The organism is Verrucosispora sp. WMMA2044 (genome assembly GCF_027497155.1).
Classification (GTDB): domain Bacteria; phylum Actinomycetota; class Actinomycetes; order Mycobacteriales; family Micromonosporaceae; genus Micromonospora; species Micromonospora palythoicola.
Genome location: NZ_CP114913.1, coordinates 4486976 through 4504874 on the forward strand (window position 1 = coordinate 4486976; position 17899 = coordinate 4504874).

Consider the following 17899-nt stretch of genomic DNA (forward strand, 5'->3'; position numbering starts at 1 on the left):
CCCGATACATTCAGAAGCGATGGCAACGGTCCGCGACACCACCTACGACCTGCTCCGGGCCCTGGGCATGACCACCGTCTTCGGTAACCCCGGCTCCACCGAGGAGCCGTTCCTGCACGCCTTCCCGGACGACTTCCACTACGTGCTCGCGCTGCACGAGGCGTCGGCGGTGGGCATGGCCGACGGCTACGCGCAGGTCACCGGGGCACCGGCACACGTCAACCTGCACACGGCACCGGGCACCGGCAACGCCATGGGCAACATCGTCACCGCCTGGCACAACCGGACCCCGTTGATCGTCACCGCCGGACAGCAGACCCGGGAGATGCTGCTGCTCGAACCCCGCCTGACCGCCCGCCATCCCACCGAACTGCCCCAGCCCTACGTCAAGTGGGCCCACGAGCCGGTCCGGGCCCAGGACGTCCCCGCGGCGCTCATGCGGGCGTACGCGACCGCGATCCAACCACCGACCGGGCCCGTCTTCCTCTCGCTGCCGCTCGACGACTGGGCCCAGCCCGCCGACCCGCCGCCGCAGACCCGCACGGTGGCCACCCGGTTCGCTCCCGATCCCGAGCGGCTACGTCAGTTCGCCTCGGCACTGGCGACGAGTCGGTCACCGGCCCTGGTGTTCGGGGCCGCCGTGGACCGGGCCGGTGCCTGGGAGGCCGGGGTCGCCCTCGCGGAGCGGCTGATCGCCCCGGTCTGGTCGGCGCCCGCACCCGAGCGGACCGCCTTCCCGGAGAATCATCCGCACTTCCGGGGCGTGCTGCCCTTCGCGATCGGTCCGTTGGCCGAGCAGCTCCGGGGGTACGACACCGTGCTGGTGGTCGGTGCCCCGGTGTTCCGGTACTACCCGCACGTGCCCGGTGAGACGCTGCCGGACGGTGCCCGGCTGCTGCATGTCACCGACGATCCCGAGGAGGCGGCCCGGGCCCCGGTCGGTGACAGCCTCCTCGGCGACGCCGGGCTCACCCTCGCCGCGCTGGCCGACCTGATGCCACCGGCCGACCGGCCACCACCGCCCACCCGGCCCGTGCCGGCGCCGGTGGAGGACTCGTCTCCGCTCAGCGCCGACGGACTCTTCGCCGCGTTGGCCCGGCACTGGCCCACCGATGGGGTGCTGGTGCAGGAGTCTCCGTCGAACCTGTCGGCGCTGCGTCGCCGCCTGCGGTTCGACACTCCCGGGTCGTACTTCACGATGGCCAGCGGTGGTCTCGGCTACGGCCTGCCGGCGGCCGTCGGCATCGCGCTGGCGCAGCGGGACACCGGCCGCCACCGCCCGGTGATCGCGGTGATCGGCGACGGTTCGTTCCACTACTCGGTCCAGGCGCTCTGGACCGCCAGCCAGTTGCGGTTGCCGTTGGTCGTCGTCGTGCCGGTCAACCAGCAGTACGCGATCCTCAAGGCGTTCGCGGAACTCAAGCAGACGCCGGGCGTACCCGGGCTGGACCTGCCCGGCATCGACGTCACGGCGATAGCCCGCGGCTACGGGTGTGCCACCACCGTCGTCGACGATCCGGACCAGCTCGGCGAGGCACTGGCCACAGCGTTGCGGGCCGACGGGCCGACGGTGCTGCCGGTGCCGATCCGCACCGACGTGCCGCCGATCCTCTGAACCGGGTGACAGACGAGACAGGCGGGCGCCGGCCGATGTCGCCCCGGGACCGGACGGCGTCGGCCGGCGCGGTCAGCCGACGGTGAAGCGCAGTGGCGTCGCGCTCACCACGTCGAGGACCGGTCGATCCGCCAACGGCTCCCGCAACGTCACCGTGACCGGCTCCAGCCTGAGCATGTCGTCGCAGACGCCGGTGCTCCGCACCACCGTGCCGCCGACCACGACCACATGATCGTGCTCCTGCACCAGTGGGGTGATCCCGGTGTCGCAGCTACCGACACCGAGCCGGAAGGTCAACGTCGTACCGTCGGCGGACTCGACGTCCTGCGCGCTGACCAGGTCCTGCGGTGCGGGCGCGGACGGCACGACCGGCTCGGGCAGGGCGCCCACGGCGTCGGGTGCCACCGCGAGCCGGGCCACCACGGCGTCGATCTCCTCAACGGTGAACAGCCAGGCCGGCACCCGCGCCTCACCCCGGCTGGTGTGCACCGGCGCGGCACCCAGCTCGACGCCGGTGACGGTGAGCGGGATGCAGGCGGCCTGCGGGCCGCTGCTCACCGGGGCGTCCGGCCCGTCCGGCGGGTTGGCCGGCGGCGGTGTGCCGGGGTCCTTCGGCCGCCCGGGACAGGGCGGCGGATCGCCCTGGTCGATCTGCCGATACGCCTCGGCGGCGCTGACCAGTGGTACGTGGAGTTCCCCGTCCGGGAAGCGGACGGCACCGTCGGCTGGCCGCCCCGGCGGCAACGGCACCTGCTGCCGGTACCAGCCGGCGTGGAAGGCGAGCTTGGTGTCCTCGGTGAACGCGGGCTCGCCGACGAGCACCGTGGGCTCCTGGAGCGGCACGTAGCCGGTGGCCCACGCCGCACCCGGGCGCCACGCCTGCGCGACCGCCGTCGCACGCTGCTCGAACGCCTCGTGCCGGTCGCTCGGGATTCCCGGGCCGGTCGGTTCGGTGCCTGGACGGGCGCAACCGGCCATCATCAGCAGTGGCAGGCCCAACAGGGCGAGGACTCGGCGCATACCGTTCCGACGGCCCAGCACGGTGGCTGGTTCCCTGGCCGGAACAACGACTGCGCGCCCCGGTCAGGGTGACCGGGGCGCGCAGTCAGGTGGTGGAGGTGCCGGGAATCGAACCCGGGTCCTTCGCCGCCTTGTCAGGGCTTCTCCGAGCGCAGCTCGCTGTGCCTCTACTCGGCCCCTCCGATCACGCGAGCGAGTCGGTGTGACGGGCCCAGTCGCTGATTGATCTCGCCGCACGGACCCCGCGACCGGGTCCGGTTGGCCAGCCTTCTAGCTGATGCCGGCTAACTGGGTCGAAGGCGCTCCCAGGCCGACAGACTTGCTACTCGCCTCAGGCGGCGAGAGCGAAGTCAGCGCGATTGTTCTTGGCGCTTATTGGTTTCCGACGAACGATTCTCGAGACGACGTCGGCTTCCTCGGCTCGCTTCCCCTGCCGCAACGTACGAAGTCGAAACCAGTCACCCCCTCGACAGGCCGCCGATCTCCGGCGGCTCCGACAAGCGTAACGCCTGCCGCAACCGGATTCATCCCGAGCCCGGAGCGGCGCACCGGGCGGAATAAACCGGACAAATCAGTCGGCCATCCCCTTGCCGCGCCGACCCACCGCGCGCTGGATCTCCCGGTCGGCGTCCCGCTTGGCGAGGTCCTGGCGCTTGTCGTACGCCTTCTTACCCTTCGCCAAGCCGATCTCCACCTTGGCCCAGCCGTCGGAGAAGTAGACCTGAAGCGGCACCAGGGTCAGCCCGCTCTCCCGGAGCTTGCCGATCAGCCGGTCGATCTCCAGCCGCTTGAGCAGCAGTTTGCGGGTGCGCCGGGGCTCGTGGTTGGTCCAGGTGCCCTGCGTGTACTCGGGGATGTGCATGCTGTGCAGATAGAGCTCGCCGTCCCGTTCCTGCGCGAACGCGTCGACAAGCGAGGCCCGTCCGGCCCGCAACGACTTCACTTCGGTGCCGGTCAGCGCCATGCCCGCCTCGTACGTGTCGAGGATGGCGTAGTCGTGCCGCGCCTTCTTGTTGGAGGCGACGACCTTACGCCCCTTCTCCCGTGGCATCGCCGCGCCACCTCCCTTTCGTTGCCGCCCGTGACCGACCTGGCCGGCCGCCGAGCGAAGATCATGCTACCCGAACGACAAGGGCCCTCCCGCGCCGTTTATTCCGGCGTGGAAGGGCCCTCGGGCGACAACTAGACCCGCAGGTAGAAGCGCAGGGTGACCCAGGCGGTGACCGCGCTGATCAGGCCACCGACGCCAGCCATCACCGGGAAGGTCAGGAACACCTCGCCCCAGCTCACCGGTGCGAAGAGCCCTTGTAGGGCGCTGAGCGCACCGTCGAAGAGGAATATCTTGAGGGCGATCAGGGCGCCGAGGCCCAGGATCGAGCCGATCAGGCCGGCGACCACCGCCTCCAGCACGAACGGCGCCTGGATGAACCAGTTCGACGCGCCGACCAGCTTCATGACCGCAACCTCACGCCGCTTGCTGTACGCGGCGACCTGAATGGTGTTGGCGACCAGCAGCAGCGCGGCGACCGCCATCGCGATCGCGGCGACGAGCGCGATGTTCTGCCCGGCGGTGAAGAGGTTGAAGATCTTGTCGAGCACCTGACTCTGGTCGACGACCTGGTCGACGCCCTCGACCGCCGTGTACTGGTCGGAGATGGTCTTGTACTCCTCCGGGTTGACCAGCTTGAGCCGGTACGACTCCGGAAGCTGGTCGGCCTTGACCGCGCTGAGCAGGTCCGGCGAGTCCCGGAACATCTCCTGGAAGCGCTGGAAGGCCTCGTCCTTGTTGACGTACGTGACCTGTGAGACCAGCGGGTCGGACTCCAGCTGCGTGGCGATCGCGCTGCGCTGCTCTTCCGTCACCTCGGCGTCCAGGAAGATCGAGACCTCGATGTTCTCGAAGTACAGCTGCTTCATGTCGGCGACCTTGGTGTAGATCAGGCCGCTGGCACCGAGCATGGTCAACGAGACCGCCATCGTGATGATCATCGCGACGGTCATGGTCACGTTGCGCCACAGTCCGACCAGTACCTCGGACATGACGTATTTCATCCGCATCGGGATTTCCTCCGGCTCTCCGGCGTGAGGTGTTCGTCGTCAGATCGGGGTGCGGTGGGTAGGGCCGTCACCCGTAGACGCCGCGGGCCTGGTCGCGAACGATACGGCCGCTCTCGATCTCGATGACGCGACGGCGCATCTGGTTCACGATGTTGGAGTCGTGCGTGACCATCACGACGGTGGTGCCGGTGCGGTTGATCCGGTCCAGCAGGCGCATGATCTCGATGGAGGTGTCCGGGTCCAGGTTTCCGGTCGGCTCGTCCGCCAGCAGGATCAGCGGCCGGTTCACGAACGCCCGGGCCACCGCCACGCGCTGCTGCTCACCACCGGAGAGCTCGTGCGGGTAGCGGTGCTCCTTGCCGCCGAGGCCGACCAGTTCCAGCACCTCCGGCACGACCCGGCGGGCCACCGCCTTGGTCTTGCCGATCACCTCCAGCGCGAAGGCCACGTTCTCGTACGCGGTGCGGTTGGGCAGCAGCCGGAAGTCCTGGAAGACGCAGCCGATCGAACGGCGGAAGTGCGGGCGCTTCCAGGACCGCATCGACGTGACGTCCTTGCCGTTGACGACGACGCGTCCCTTGTTGGGGACCACCTCGTGCAGCAGCATCTTGACGATGGTGGACTTGCCGGAGCCGGATGGGCCGATGAAGAAGACGAACTCGCCCTTGTCGATCGACACGGACACGTTGTCGAGCGAAGGCCGCGACGCCTTCGGGTACGTCTTCGTCACTTGCTCAAGCTGAATCACGGGTGGTGAGTCTACGCCGTGTAACTGTCGTGCCAAGTCCCACGCCCCGCCGTTGCGGGGCAAGTCATCAAATCAGCACGTCAGGTGGAGATCGACGGCGCGCTCCGCCCACGATCGATCACGCACGGTCGCCGGCCAGTTGCTGCTGCTTGCGCCACCGGATGCCCGCCTCGATGAAGGAGTCGAGATCACCGTCGAAGACCGATCCCGGGTTGCCGGTCTCCTGCTCGGTACGCAGATCCTTCACCATCTGATAGGGATGCAGCACGTACGAACGCATCTGGTCGCCCCACGACCCGGCGGCGTCGGTCTTGAGCCCCTGAAGCTTGGCCTGTTCCTCCTGGCGCTTGCGCTCCAGCAGCCGGGCCTGGAGCACCCGCAGCGCGGAGGCCTTGTTCTGCAACTGCGACTTCTCGTTCTGACAGGTCACCACGATGCCGGTCGGGATGTGGGTGATCCGTACGGCCGAGTCGGTGGTGTTGACGCTCTGCCCGCCCGGGCCCGAGGAGCGGTAGACGTCGACCCGCATCTCGTTCTCGGGGATGTCGATGTGGTCGGTCTGCTCGACCACCGGCAGCACCTCGACCCCGGCGAAGCTGGTCTGCCGCCGCCCCTGGTTGTCGAACGGGCTGATCCGCACCAGCCGGTGGGTGCCGGACTCCACGCTGAGCGTGCCATAGGCGTACGGGACCTTGACCGTGAAGGTGGCCGATTTCAGGCCGGCCTCCTCGGCGTACGAGGTCTCGTAGACCTCGGTCGGGTAGCCGTGCCGCTCGGCCCAGCGGAGGTACATCCGCAGCAGCATCTCGGCGAAGTCGGCCGCGTCCACGCCGCCGGCACCGGCCCGGATGGCCACCAGCGCCTCCCGGGAGTCGTACTCACCGGACAGCAGCGTGCGGACCTCCATCTCCTGGATGGCCTTGGTCAGCCCGGTGATCTCGGACTCGACCTCGGTGAGCACCCCCGAGTCGGATTCCGCCTCGGCGAGTTCCAGCAGGACGTGCGCGTCGTCCAGCCGCGACCGCAGGCTGCCGAGCTTGTCGATCTCGCCGTTGACGTACGACAGCTGCGAGGTCACCTGCTGGGCACGGGCCTGGTCGTCCCAGAGATCCGGGGCGGACGCCTCCTGCTCCAGGCGGGCCTTGTCCGCGCGGAGACGGTCGAGGTCGAGCACCGCCTCGATGTTGCGCAGGGTGGCGTCGAGTTCCTTGAGCTGTTCGGCGAAGTCGGCAGCGGTCACGACAGACAAGGGTACTGCGCGGACGAGGAGTGAGCTTGCGAGCCCCGCAGTCCGGGCCAAACAAACCCTGCGCGGACGAGGAGTGAGCTTGCGAGCCCCGCACTCCGCGCCAAACAAACCCGCGGACGAGGAGGCGAGCCCGGCATCCGCCTCAGCCGGCAGCGGCGCTCTTGAGCCAGGACAGGGCGGCACGGTGGTACGCCACGGCGAACTCCAGCGCGCTGGCGTCGTACGTGTCGCCTTCCTTCTTGGCGTTCTTGACCTGCTCGCGGACTCGGGCCAGCGCGTCGGTGTGGTACTCGTTGGCTGCGGCCTGGAGGTTCTTGAGCTGGTTCGGGGAGTGCAGGTTCCCGAAGGCGATGCGCAGGGCGATCGGGTTGCGGATGGTGTCCCGCCCCGGATCCTCGGCGAGCCATCGGGAAAATGTCCGTTTTCCGGCTGCGGTGATCGCGTACGGCTGACTCATCCGCGGGCCGGGTTTACCCAATCGGACGAAACCCCGCTCGGCCAGCACCGGCAGCTCGCGGTAGACCTGGCTTCGGGTCATCGACCAGTACGGCGCCAGCCGGCGCTCGGCGGCGGCCATCAACTGGCCACCTGTCATGGGGCCCTCATGGAGCAGCCCGAGCAGGGCCGCCGCCGTGGGGTTCACTCCGGATTCCGCCATGCCCCTTACGCTGCCACTTTGCCGGGCCAGCGTCCAGGATTTCCCCTTTTCGCCACCGATTGGGGTTTCCTATGTGCACTGTCGGCGCGCGACGGTCCACCGAAGCCGGCCACCTGCCGCCTCCGGTCGTCCTCGACCGGCGACCGGAGGCGCGTACGGAAGGGCCCTCTCCCACACACGAGGCGTCGGTTGAGGGCCCTTCGTTACATCGTCAGCCCATGTGGGGATAGGTGTGGTCGGTCGGGGGGACGAAGGTTTCCTTGATCGTCCGGGGGGACGTCCAGCGGACCAGGTTGTGCCAGGATCCGGCCTTGTCGTTGGTGCCGCTGGCCCGGGCACCGCCGAACGGCTGCTGCCCGACCACGGCACCGGTCGGCTTGTCGTTGATGTAGAAGTTGCCGGCCGCGTACCGCATCTTCTCGGCCACCGCGTCGACCACCCGCCGGTCGGTGGCGAAGATCGACCCGGTGAGCGCGTACGGGGCGATGGCCTCGGCCTGCGTGACCACCTCGTCGAAGCGGGCGTCGTCGAAGACGTGCACGCCGAGGATCGGACCGAAGTACTCGGTGGTGAAGGTCTCGTGTGCCGCGTCTTCGCATTCGAAGATCGTCGGGCGGACGAACCAGCCGACGGAGTCGTCGGCGGTGCCGCCGGCGATGATCCGGCAGCTGGCGTCGGAGGAGATCAGGTCCAGTGCGGCGGTGTGCCGGGAGTACGCCTTGTCGTCGATGACCGCACCGCCGAAGTTGCGGAAGTCGGTGACGTCGCCGTAGGCCAGCCCGTCGGCGGTCGCGGCCAGCCGGTCGCGCAGGCCGCCGCCCTCCCAGAGCGAGCGCGGGACGTACGCGCGGGAGGCGGCCGAGCACTTCTGCCCCTGGTACTCGAAGGCACCCCGGATCAGCGCCGTGTGCAAGGCGTCGACGTCGGCACTGGAGTGCGCGACCACGAAGTCCTTGCCCCCGGTCTCGCCGACCAGCCTCGGGTATCCCCGGTAGCCGGCGATGTTCTCCCCGACGGTGCGCCACAGGTGCTGGAAGACCTTGGTGGACCCGGTGAAGTGGATGCCGGCGAGGTCGGGATCGGCCAGCACCACGTCGGAGACCTCCTCGCCCCGGCCGGTCACCATGTTGATCACACCGGGCGGCAGGCCGGCCGCCTCGAACAGGCGCATGGTGAAGTGTGCGGCGAACTGCTGGGTCGGGCCCGGCTTCCACACCACCGTGTTGCCGAGCAGGGCCGGCGCCGAGGGCAGGTTCCCGGCGATGGCGGTGAAATTGAACGGGGTGACCGCGTAGACGAATCCCTCAAGCGGCCGGTGGTCGAAGCGGTTCCACACACCCGGCGACGACATCGGCTGCTCGGCCAGCAGGTTGCGGGCGAAGTGCACGTTGAACCGCAGGAAGTCGATGAACTCACAGGCCGAGTCGATCTCGGCCTGGACGGCGGTCTTCGACTGGCCGAGCATGGTGGCCGCGTTGAGGGTGTCCCGCCACGGCCCGGAGAGCAGTTCGGCGGCGCGTAGGAAGATCGCGACGCGCTCCTCGAAGGGCAACGTGCGCCAGCCAGGTGCGGCGTCCTTGGCGGCCTTGACCGCCGCTCGCGCGTCGTCGTGGGTGGCGTGACCGGTGACCCCGAGTACGTGCGCGTGCCGGTGCGGCTGCACCACCTGGATCGGCTCGCCGCCGGCCATCCGCTGTTCGCCCGCGATGGTCATCGGCAGGTCGATGCGCTCGGCGGCCAGCTCGGTGAGCCGCCGCTGGAGACGTTCTCGGTCGGTGCTGCCCGGCTCGTAGCTACGCACCGGCTCGTTACGTGGCTCGGGTACGGAGAACACGGCGTCCATCAGGGCTCCTGGCGATCTCGGCGGCGATGGCGAAACCGGCCCCGCGCTGGCGGGACCCGTGCCAATCCTCCCACGGCCAGCATCGGTCGATGACACCCCGGGCGCGCGTGGACCATTGATCACGAGGTGTTTCACGTTCACCGGAACCGATTCGTTCCCCCTTGCGAAACCTGACCGAAGAAATGCAGGCCGTGCGGGCTTGGGGCGCACCCGCGTCCCGGCCGCGTACGCTGGGTTGCCGGTGACGGTTGCGGCCCGGTCGGGCCCGGCGGCGAAGGGAAGACGATTGAGCAACGAGCCCGGTGGGCCGACCGCCGCTCAGCCCGACCAGTCCGACGCCGTCGATCCGGAACCGAGCGACCGGACCGCGGCCACCGACCCGGACCTCGGCGAGCACTCCGACGCCGCCGACCCACGCGCGGGCGACGACGTCGGCCGCCCGGCACCCGCACCGGCAACGACGGTGCTGGCGTTGCTGGCGACCGGCTGGCTGGCCGCGATGCTCTGGTCGACCCGGGAGGCGATCAGCTCGGCGACGGCCGGGGTGACCGCGGTGAGCCTGTCCGCCTTCGCGCTGCCCGGCGTGATCTCGGCCGCACTGGTGGCCGGGGCCGCCGTCGGGCTGGCCGCCGGCGAGCCGGTGGCCCGCCGGACCGAGCGGGTGACCCTGCGCTTCGCGGTGGCGATCGGCGCCGGGCTGCTGGTCGGGCTGCTCGCCGCACTCGCGATCGATCTCACCTACGCGGGTGACGTCACCACCCGCACGATCGCCGGCACCACGGCCGCCGCGGCCGTCATCGGTGGCGCGCTCGCCGGGGCCCGCGACGGTGCCGTGGTGGGTGCCGTAGCCGCCGCCGCACTGGGCACCCTGGTCTTCGTGGTGGCCTTCAGCGTGGCCCGGGACCCGCTGTTCAACCTCTTCGGTGCCGGCGACAGCCAGCAGTCGCTTGTCGACGCGGCCAGTTGGGTCTCCCGGACCGAGTCCCTGCTGGCCGGGCTCGTCGCCGGGGGGTTGGCCTTCGGCTACCTCACCTGGGCCCGGCGACGAGCCGTACGGGACGGTGGGGCGGCTGGACCGCGCTGGCCAGCGTACCTGGTGGCGGGTGCCGGGCCCGGGCTCCTGCTGCTGCTCACCGAGGTGATCATCCGGATCGGTGGGCGTTCGCTCATCGACCTGGCCGCCGCGCTCAGCGAGGCGGACGCGGTCGCGCAGACCTCACTCGGTACGTCACGGGTGGACAACGCCATCTGGGTGCTGTTCGTCGGCGCGCTGACCGCCGTGGTCAGTTTCGGCCGCACGCTCGGCGCTCCCGCCGACGACGAGGCGTAGCCGACGACCGGTGACCCGGACCGCGGTCAGCCTTCCGTGGTGGTGGCGCGCAGCAGCGACTCCAGTTCGCTGGGGTCGTACCACTCCAGCTCGTGGTCCTCGGCACCGTCGACGGTGAACTGGGCGTCCGGGTCACCGGCCAACGCCTCCAGCACCACCTCGACGGCGGCGGCCACGTCGTCCGCGGCGTCCACCCCGTCCACGTGCACGGCCGCGACGGCCGCGACCGGCACCGGGGCGAGCAACTCCACCACGCTGGAGCCGAGTTCACCGTCGCCCCGACCGATCGCCGTCGCGGGCAGGTCCGCCGAGACCACCACCCGTCGGCGCGGCGCGGCCGGGTCGTGCCGGATCAGTTGCAGCGCGTCCTGGGCGGCGCGGGTGAAGGCGACGTACTCCAACTCCTCCTCGTCGCCTTCGGCGTACCACTCGCGCAGCGTCGGGGTCACCGCGTGCGCCTGCGTCGCGGCGAGGCCGTGCTCCGGCAGCCTGGTCAGCATCGGCACGGTCGCCGGCACATAGACCCGGACAAGCTTGTCGGTCACCGTGGTCTCCCCGCTCTGCTCCGTCCGGCGGCGACACCGCCGGTTCGGCGTACGGTCCTGCCCGTTCGCCCTGACCGTCATACACCTCGTGGCGCCTCCGTGGAAGTTCCGGCGACGGGCCGGTGTGTCCCGCCGGGCGGGCGACGGATTGGTCGGCGGTCGGCCGCCGGTGGCAAACTGAGGCGAACGACGTCAACCAGGGGAGTTTCGGTGGAACCGAGGTTCCTGCTGCTGTCCGACGTGGCCACCGAGCTGAACGTGTCGGATTCGCAGGTCTACCACATGGTACGCAGCGGCGAGCTGCCCGCGATCAAGATCGGCGGCCGGGGACAGTGGCGGGTGGAACGGGCCCGCCTGGAGGAGTACATCGAGCGCAAGTACGCCGAGACCGCCGAGTGGGTGCGCGGGAACCCGTTGGCGGAACGCGATCCCGAGGAGCGGTAGGAGCTGCCACGGCATTGACCGTGGGCTCTGCCGTGCCCGACAATCGAAGCTGTCGAAGGCAAACGAAGGCAAACGTAAGCTTTGCTGGTTGGAGGCACCGCGATGACCGACCTCCGGCGACCCGGGCCGGCGCGCCCGCCCGTGCGGCTGCGACCGGCGCCCGCCTTCGAGCCGCCGTCCGTCGACGAGGACGCCGCCGGTTGGCCCCGCCCGGCCGACGGCCAGCTCGCACTCGACCTGTTCGCCACCGGCCGCCAGTGGCCCCGCAGCCGTAACCCCGAGGGGCAGCAGTTGCCGCAGGGGGCCGCGCGCCCCGGCAGCCGACCGGTCAACCCGGGCATGCCGTGGTCGGGCGAGGCCGGGCGGCCCGCCGGTCCGGGTGCCGCCTGGTCCGGCCGCGAGCCGGCCCGGCAGCTACCTCCCGAGGCACTGACCACGGCCACGCCCGGGGCCACCCGGGTTGCCCACCGCTTCGTCGCCACCTGCCTGGAGGTGTTCAACGGGTTCCGGCCGCCGGTGCAGCTACGTCGTCAACTCGATCCGGCTCGGGTCGCGGTGCTGCTGCCCGAGCTCGCCCGGGCCACCGCTCGCGGGGCTCCGACCCGGCGGCGATCGCCGCGCCCGGGGGTGCGGCTGCGCCGGCTGCGCGTCTGCGAGCCTCGCCCCACCGCAATCGAGGCCGCCGCCGTGCTCACCGGTGCCGGCGGTCGTAGCTGGGCGATGGCGCTCCGCCTGGAGCAACGCTGCGGCAACTGGTTCTGCACCGACCTGCGGGTGCTCTGACCGGCGCGCCCACGACCCGACGTCCACGGACGGGAGCCCGGACGAGATCGCGCCCGGATCTCGAGCGGATGGCCGTGTCCGCGCGGGGCGGTGGCCACCCGATCCGGGATCGGGCGCGATCTTCCGGAGTCGGGCCGGATCCCTAGCCGGCCGAGGTGCCGCCGGGCGCACCGTGGCAGCGCTTGTACTTGCGACCCGAGCCACAGGGGCACGGCGCGTTGCGGGACGGTCCGTTGCTGGCGGTCGCCTGCCCCGGTGCGGGCTGGCGGGAGTTGCCGACCGGGACCGCCGGACCACGCAGGCCACCGGCTGGACGCTGCGGCGCGGCAGGTGCCGTCCGCCCCGGCGCCGCCGGGGCGGCCTGGTCCGGGCGGCCGATGCCGAGCGCGGGAGCCCGCTGCTCCTCACGCTGCACCGCGATGCCACCGGAGCCGGCCTCACCGTCGATGGTCGGCGCGGAGTACTGAAGCCCCTGCTGCTGCGGCGCACGACCCAGGCCCTTGGCCCGGATCTCCACCGGCTTGTCCAGCAGCTGGACCTCCTCGGCCTCCGGCTCCGGCTCGTTGACCTGCACCTCGAGGTTGTAGAGGAAGCCGACCGTCTCCTCCTTGATGCCGTCCATCATGGTGGCGAACATGTCGAAGCCCTCACGCTGGTATTCGACCACCGGGTCGCGCTGGGCGTACGCCCGCAGCGTGATGCCCTCCTGGAGGTAGTCCATCTCGTAGAGGTGCTCACGCCACTTGCGGTCGATGACCTGGAGCAGCACCATCCGCTCCAGCTGTCGGGTGCCCTCGGCGCCGAGCTGCTCCTCCCGCCGGTCGTACGCGGCGTTCGCGTCCTCCTTCAGCCGGGCGAGCAGGAAGTCGGCGTCGATGCTGGCCCGCGACCCACCGGCCTCCTCCTCCAGCTCCTCGATGGTGATGCCCACCGGGTAGAGCTGCTTGAGGCTGGACCACAACTGCTCAAGATCCCAATCCTCGGCGTAGCCGTCCGAGGTGGCCCCCCGCACGTACGCCTCGACGGTGTCGTCGATCATGTTGCGCACCTGTTCGGAGAGATCCTCACCGTTGAGTACGCGCAGTCGCTCGGCGTAGATCACCTGGCGCTGCTTGTTCATGACCTCGTCGTACTTGAGGACGTTCTTCCGGATCTCGGCGTTCTGCCCCTCGATCTGGGTCTGGGCACTCTTGATCTGGCGGGTGACCATCTTCGACTCGATGGGCACGTCCTCCGGGATGTTGAAGCGGTCCATGACCGCCTCCACCGCACCGGAGCGGAACCGCTTCATCAGCTCGTCCTGCAGGGACAGGTAGAACCGCGACTCGCCCGGGTCACCCTGCCGGCCGGACCGGCCACGCAGCTGGTTGTCGATCCGCCGGGACTCGTGCCGTTCGGTGCCCAGCACGTAGAGCCCACCGGCGGCGGCGACCTCCTCGGCCTCCGCGTCGCAGGCCTGCTTCCACTTCGGCAGCACCTCTTCGAGGGCCTTGTCGTACTCCTCGGCGTTCTCCAGCGGATCCAGTCCACGCTGGCGCAGCTCGTTGGCCGCGAGGAACTCGGGGTTGCCGCCGAGCAGGATGTCGGTGCCCCGGCCGGCCATGTTGGTGGCCACCGTGACCGCGCCCTTGCGACCCGCCTGCGCGACGATCTCCGCTTCCCGGGCGTGGAACTTCGCGTTCAGCACCGAGTGCGGGATGCCCCGGCGGGTCAGCAGCCGGGCCAGGATCTCGGAATTCTCCACCGAGACCGTGCCGACGAGCACCGGCTGACCTGCCTGGTGCCGCTCGGCGATGTCCTCGATCACCGCGTTGAACTTGGCCTGCTCGGTCTTGTAGATGACGTCGGCGCGGTCCTCGCGGATCATCGGCCGGTGGGTCGGGATGGTCACCACGCCGACCTTGTAGACCTTGTTGAACTCGCCCGCCTCGGTCTGTGCCGTACCGGTCATGCCGGCGAGCTTGTCGTAGAGGCGGAAGTAGTTCTGCAGGGTGATGGTGGCCAGGGTCTGGTTCTCCTGCTTGATCTCCACCCCCTCCTTGGCCTCGATCGCCTGGTGCATGCCCTCGTTGTAGCGGCGACCGTGCAGGATGCGACCGGTGAACTCGTCGACGATCAGGACCTCGCCGTCGCTGACGATGTAGTCCTTGTCGCGCTTGTACAGCTCCTTGGCCTTGATCGCGTTGTTCAGGTAGCCGACCAGCGGAGTGTTCACCGACTCGTAGAGGTTGTCGATGCCGAGCCGGTCCTCGACCTTCGCCACGCCCCGCTCGGTGACCGCGATGGTGCGCTTGGAGTAGTCGACCTCGTAGTCACCCGCGCCGTCCTTGCCCGCCTGGAGACGGGCCACCACCGCGGCGAACTCGCCGTACCAGCGGGCGGAGTGTTCGGCCGGGCCGGAGATGATCAGCGGGGTACGGGCCTCGTCGATCAGGATCGAGTCGACCTCGTCGACCACGGCGAAGTTGTGGCCGCGCTGGACCAGCTCCTCCTTCGACCAGGCCATGTTGTCGCGCAGGTAGTCGAAACCGAACTCGTTGTTCGTGCCGTAGGTGATGTCGCACTCGTACGCCGCGCGGTGCTCGGCGGCCGGACGGTTGGGCAGCACCACACCGACGCTCAGGCCGAGGAACTCGTGCACCCGGCCCATCCAGGCGGCGTCGCGCTGGGCCAGGTAGTCGTTCACCGTGACCACGTGCACGCCCTTGCCGGACAGCGCGTTGAGATAGACCGGCATCACCGAGGTCAGGGTCTTGCCCTCACCGGTCTTCATCTCGGCGATGTTGCCGAAATGCAACGCCGCGCCACCCATCACCTGCACGTCGTACGGCCGCTGACCGAGCACCCGGGCCGCCGCCTCCCGGCAGACCGCGAACGCCTCGGGCAGCAGGTCGTCCAGGGTCTCGCCGTCGGCGAGACGCTCCCTGAACTGCTCGGTCATGTCGCGCAGCTCATCGTCGGTGAGGTTGACGTAGTCGTCCTCGATCGAGTTGACGGCGGCGGCGATCGCCTTGAGGCGGCGCACCATGCGCCCCTCGCCCGCACGGAGGACCTTTTCCAGAATCGACACGGATCAACGCTCCCCTAGACAGTCTCGAACCATCGTAGGCGTTCCATCGGGCGGATGGTCACTGGTGGCGGTGGTCCGCCGCCGTGAAACCGACATAACACTCTCCGCTCTCGTTCGCGTCCCGGTTATCCGGTTACGCCGTGCGCGAACGATCCGGCACGATGACCCGGTGGAGCCCGTGGAGATCACCGAGGACGGTCTGCTGCTCCGGCCGTGGCGGGAGTCCGACGCCGACGCCGTGCACCGCGCCTGCCAGGATCCGGACATCCAACGCTGGACCACCGTACCTCGCCCGTACCGGCACGAACATGCGCAGAGCTTCGTCGCGGACCGCGCCCGTCAGTGGGAACTCGGCACCGGGGCGGCCTTCGCGGTCTGCGACGCCGCCAGCGGCGAGGTGCTCGGTGCCTGCGGGCTGAACACCATCGACCGCAGGCACGAACTCAGCGAGATCGGGTACTGGACCGCACCGTGGGCGCGTGGCCAGCGCGTCGCCGTGCGGGCCGTGCGGGCCGTCGCCCGGTGGTCCTTCGACGAGTTGAAGCTGCGCCGGCTGCTCTGGGGCGCACGGGTGGGCAACCACGCCTCCCGGCTGGTCGCCCTGCGCTGCGGCGTACGGATCGAGGGGCGGCTGCGGGCCGCCGACCCGGTGGGCGGCGCCCACGAGTGGTTCGGCACTCTGCTGCCCGGTGACGTACCAGCGCCCGGCGAGGTCGGCCCGGCCGGTCCGGGCACCCTGGACGCGCGTCGTGCCGCCGTCTTCGGTCAGCCGCAACCGACCCTGTTCGCCACCGCCGGCACGCACGAGCTGAGCCTGCGCCCGATGGAGGAGCGCGACCTCGACGCGATCGTCACCACCTGCCGGGACCCGGACACGCTGCGCTGGACGACCGTGCCGGAGGGGTACACGCGCGCGGACGCCGAGGATTTCCTGCGGTTCGTCCAGGGCACCTGGGCCGCCGGTACCAGCGCCAACTTCGTCCTCACCGACGCCGCGGACCGGTACGCCGGCTCGATCGACCTGCGGCTGTCACCGACCGACCCGCTGCTGGCCGACGTCGGCTTCATGACCGCGCCACCGGCCCGGGGGCGGGGTTACCAGCCGGCGGCGTTGGCGGCCCTGTGTGCCTGGGGTTTCACCACCCTCGGACTGGCCCGAATCGAATGGCGGGCCAACGTCGGCAACGTCGCCTCCCGGCGAGCCGCCGAGAAGGCCGGTTTCGCGATGGAGGGCACCGCCCGAGGAGCCCTCCACCACCGCGGTAACCGGGTCGACGCCTGGGTCGGTGCCCTGCTCGCGGAGGACCTGTCATGAGCGCAGCGCAGCGAAGGGCCGGCATGGGCGAGCAGCCGCGAGCGAATCATCAGTACAGCGAGCAGCGGATCGAGGCGTACGGGGTGCGGCTACGGCCGTTCCGCCTCGACGACGTCGAGGATGTCGCGGCCGGCTGCGCCGACCCGCTCACCCAGCGCTTCCTCGACGGGCTGCCCGACCCGTACACCGAGGCCGACGCACGGTGGTGGATCACGCAGGGTGCTCCGGCCGCCTTCGCCAGCGGTGGTGCCGCCTACGCCGTGGCCGACCCGACGACCGACCGGCTGCTCGGCACCGTGGGCCTGAGCAACCCGGTGCCGCAGCGGGGCCAGGCGGAGATCGGCTACTGGGTGGCACCGTGGGCGCGCGGTCGAGGGGTGGCCACCGCCGCCACCCGTGCCCTGTCCGAGCACGCCTTCGCCGGCGGCACCGCCCGCCTGGAGCTGCTCACCCGCCCGGAGAACGCCATCAGCCAGCGGGTCGCGCTGGCCGTCGGTTTCCGACCCGAGGGGGTACGCCGCTCCGCGACGCCCGCCCGGGGCGGCGACCGGCGGGACCTGACCGTGTGGGTGCGCCTCGCCGGCGACCCGCCCGGCCCGTCGGAGCGTCCACTGCCGGACCTGCCCGACGGCCGGCTCACCGACGGGGTGGTCGTGCTGCGCCGGCTCGGGCCGGACGACACCGAGCAGACCTACCGCCTGCACAGCGATCCGGAGGTGGCGGCCAGCCGGGTTCCCCCGGGAGCGCCAGCCCGGGAGGAGATCGAACGGCGGTGCGCTGGCGCGGAGGGGCAGTGGCTGGTCGGGACCGCCGCCGCGATGACCATCCTCGACGGTGCGTCCGGTGACTTCGTCGGCAACTGCACGCTCAACCACGACCAGCCCGCCAGCGGCCAGGCGATGATCGGCTACAGCCTGCTGTCGCAATGGCGCGGACGCGGCTACGCCACCCGCGCCGTACGGCTGCTCGCCCGGTGGGGGTTCGACCACGTCGGCCTGTCCCGGTTGTGGGCCGGCACCCTGCCCGAGAACGCCGCCTCCCAGCGGGTACTGGACAAGGCTGGCTTCCGGCGGGAGGGGCTGCTGCGCGGCCGACTGCCCGGCGCGGCCGGCAGCCGGGTCGACTCCACGGTCTACGGCCTGCTACCGACGGATCCGATCGGCTGACGAGGGCCGGTGGTGCGGGCGGGCGGCCCAGGCCGACACCGCGCCGGCCGCCCGG

Annotated in this window: 15 protein-coding genes and 1 other RNA gene; 6 read left to right on the top strand and 10 right to left on the bottom strand. The window is 70.6% G+C overall.

Annotated elements, in window-relative coordinates; genetic code table 11:
* The first annotated feature begins 19 nt into the window (after nt 1–19).
* A complete protein-coding gene (gene mdlC / locus O3597_RS20355; protein ID WP_281602093.1) occupies nt 20–1615 on the top strand; it encodes a benzoylformate decarboxylase in 1596 nt (531 codons plus the stop codon).
* 72 nt (nt 1616–1687) lie between these two features.
* On the opposite strand, the gene O3597_RS20360 is transcribed toward mdlC, so the two are convergent.
* The 8 genes from O3597_RS20360 to pruA all read right to left on the bottom strand — a co-directional run bounded on the left by O3597_RS20360 (nt 1688) and on the right by pruA (nt 9191).
* Nucleotides 1688–2635: a hypothetical protein gene (locus tag O3597_RS20360; protein WP_281602094.1), complete on the bottom strand. Its 948-nt coding sequence runs from the start codon at nt 2633–2635 to the stop codon at nt 1688–1690.
* Nucleotides 2636–2725: 90 nt separating this feature from the next.
* Nucleotides 2726–3101, bottom strand: a transfer-messenger RNA (tmRNA) gene (ssrA, locus tag O3597_RS20365).
* A gap of 105 nt (nt 3102–3206) precedes the next feature.
* Nucleotides 3207–3686, bottom strand: a complete 480-nt coding sequence (gene smpB / locus O3597_RS20370) for an SsrA-binding protein SmpB (protein WP_164449937.1) — start codon at nt 3684–3686, stop codon at nt 3207–3209.
* A gap of 131 nt (nt 3687–3817) precedes the next feature.
* Nucleotides 3818–4693, bottom strand: coding sequence for a permease-like cell division protein FtsX (gene ftsX / locus O3597_RS20375; protein WP_164449936.1), 876 nt, complete (start codon nt 4691–4693; stop codon nt 3818–3820).
* A 67-nt stretch (nt 4694–4760) separates the two neighbouring features.
* Nucleotides 4761–5441: a cell division ATP-binding protein FtsE gene (ftsE, locus tag O3597_RS20380; RefSeq protein ID WP_093406596.1), complete on the bottom strand. Its 681-nt coding sequence runs from the start codon at nt 5439–5441 to the stop codon at nt 4761–4763.
* A 118-nt stretch (nt 5442–5559) separates the two neighbouring features.
* Nucleotides 5560–6681: a peptide chain release factor 2 gene (gene prfB, locus O3597_RS20385; protein WP_164449935.1), complete on the bottom strand. Its 1122-nt coding sequence runs from the start codon at nt 6679–6681 to the stop codon at nt 5560–5562.
* Between the two features lie 151 nt (nt 6682–6832).
* Entirely contained in the window at nt 6833–7348 is a 516-nt protein-coding gene (locus O3597_RS20390) for a PadR family transcriptional regulator (protein ID WP_164449934.1), read from the bottom strand.
* Nucleotides 7349–7559: 211 nt separating this feature from the next.
* On the bottom strand, nt 7560–9191 hold the full coding sequence (pruA, locus tag O3597_RS20395; protein WP_281602095.1) for an L-glutamate gamma-semialdehyde dehydrogenase: 1632 nt from the start codon (nt 9189–9191) through the stop codon (nt 7560–7562).
* 286 nt (nt 9192–9477) lie between these two features.
* On the opposite strand from pruA, the gene O3597_RS20400 reads away from it, so the two are divergent.
* Nucleotides 9478–10521: a hypothetical protein gene (locus O3597_RS20400; protein WP_281602096.1), complete on the top strand. Its 1044-nt coding sequence runs from the start codon at nt 9478–9480 to the stop codon at nt 10519–10521.
* A 26-nt stretch (nt 10522–10547) separates the two neighbouring features.
* Here the strand turns inward: O3597_RS20400 and O3597_RS20405 are convergent, their stop codons facing one another.
* Nucleotides 10548–11066 carry a hypothetical protein gene (locus O3597_RS20405; RefSeq protein WP_164449931.1) on the bottom strand — a complete coding sequence of 173 codons (519 nt, stop codon included), beginning with the start codon at nt 11064–11066 and terminating at the stop codon, nt 10548–10550.
* A gap of 210 nt (nt 11067–11276) precedes the next feature.
* Between O3597_RS20405 and O3597_RS20410 the strand changes: the two genes are divergently transcribed.
* Together O3597_RS20410 and O3597_RS20415 are read left to right on the top strand one after the other, a co-directional pair.
* Nucleotides 11277–11510 carry a helix-turn-helix domain-containing protein gene (locus O3597_RS20410; RefSeq protein ID WP_099847443.1) on the top strand — a complete coding sequence of 78 codons (234 nt, stop codon included), beginning with the start codon at nt 11277–11279 and terminating at the stop codon, nt 11508–11510.
* Nucleotides 11511–11612: 102 nt separating this feature from the next.
* Entirely contained in the window at nt 11613–12293 is a 681-nt protein-coding gene (locus O3597_RS20415) for an Rv3235 family protein (RefSeq protein ID WP_281602097.1), read from the top strand.
* Nucleotides 12294–12435: 142 nt separating this feature from the next.
* On the opposite strand, the gene secA is transcribed toward O3597_RS20415, so the two are convergent.
* On the bottom strand, nt 12436–15363 hold the full coding sequence (secA, locus tag O3597_RS20420) for a preprotein translocase subunit SecA (protein WP_281602098.1): 2928 nt from the start codon (nt 15361–15363) through the stop codon (nt 12436–12438).
* Between the two features lie 169 nt (nt 15364–15532).
* Here secA and O3597_RS20425 point away from each other — a divergent pair, with 169 nt between their 5' ends.
* Together O3597_RS20425 and O3597_RS20430 are read left to right on the top strand one after the other, a co-directional pair.
* Complete coding sequence (locus O3597_RS20425; protein WP_164449929.1) at nt 15533–16678, top strand: GNAT family N-acetyltransferase; 1146 nt, start codon at nt 15533–15535, stop codon at nt 16676–16678.
* The gene (locus tag O3597_RS20430; protein ID WP_281602099.1) at nt 16675–17844 is read left to right on the top strand and encodes a GNAT family N-acetyltransferase; all 1170 of its coding nucleotides are present in this window, start codon (nt 16675–16677) and stop codon (nt 17842–17844) included. Before O3597_RS20425 ends, O3597_RS20430 begins: the two co-directional genes overlap by 4 nt.
* Nucleotides 17845–17899 lie beyond the last annotated feature (55 nt).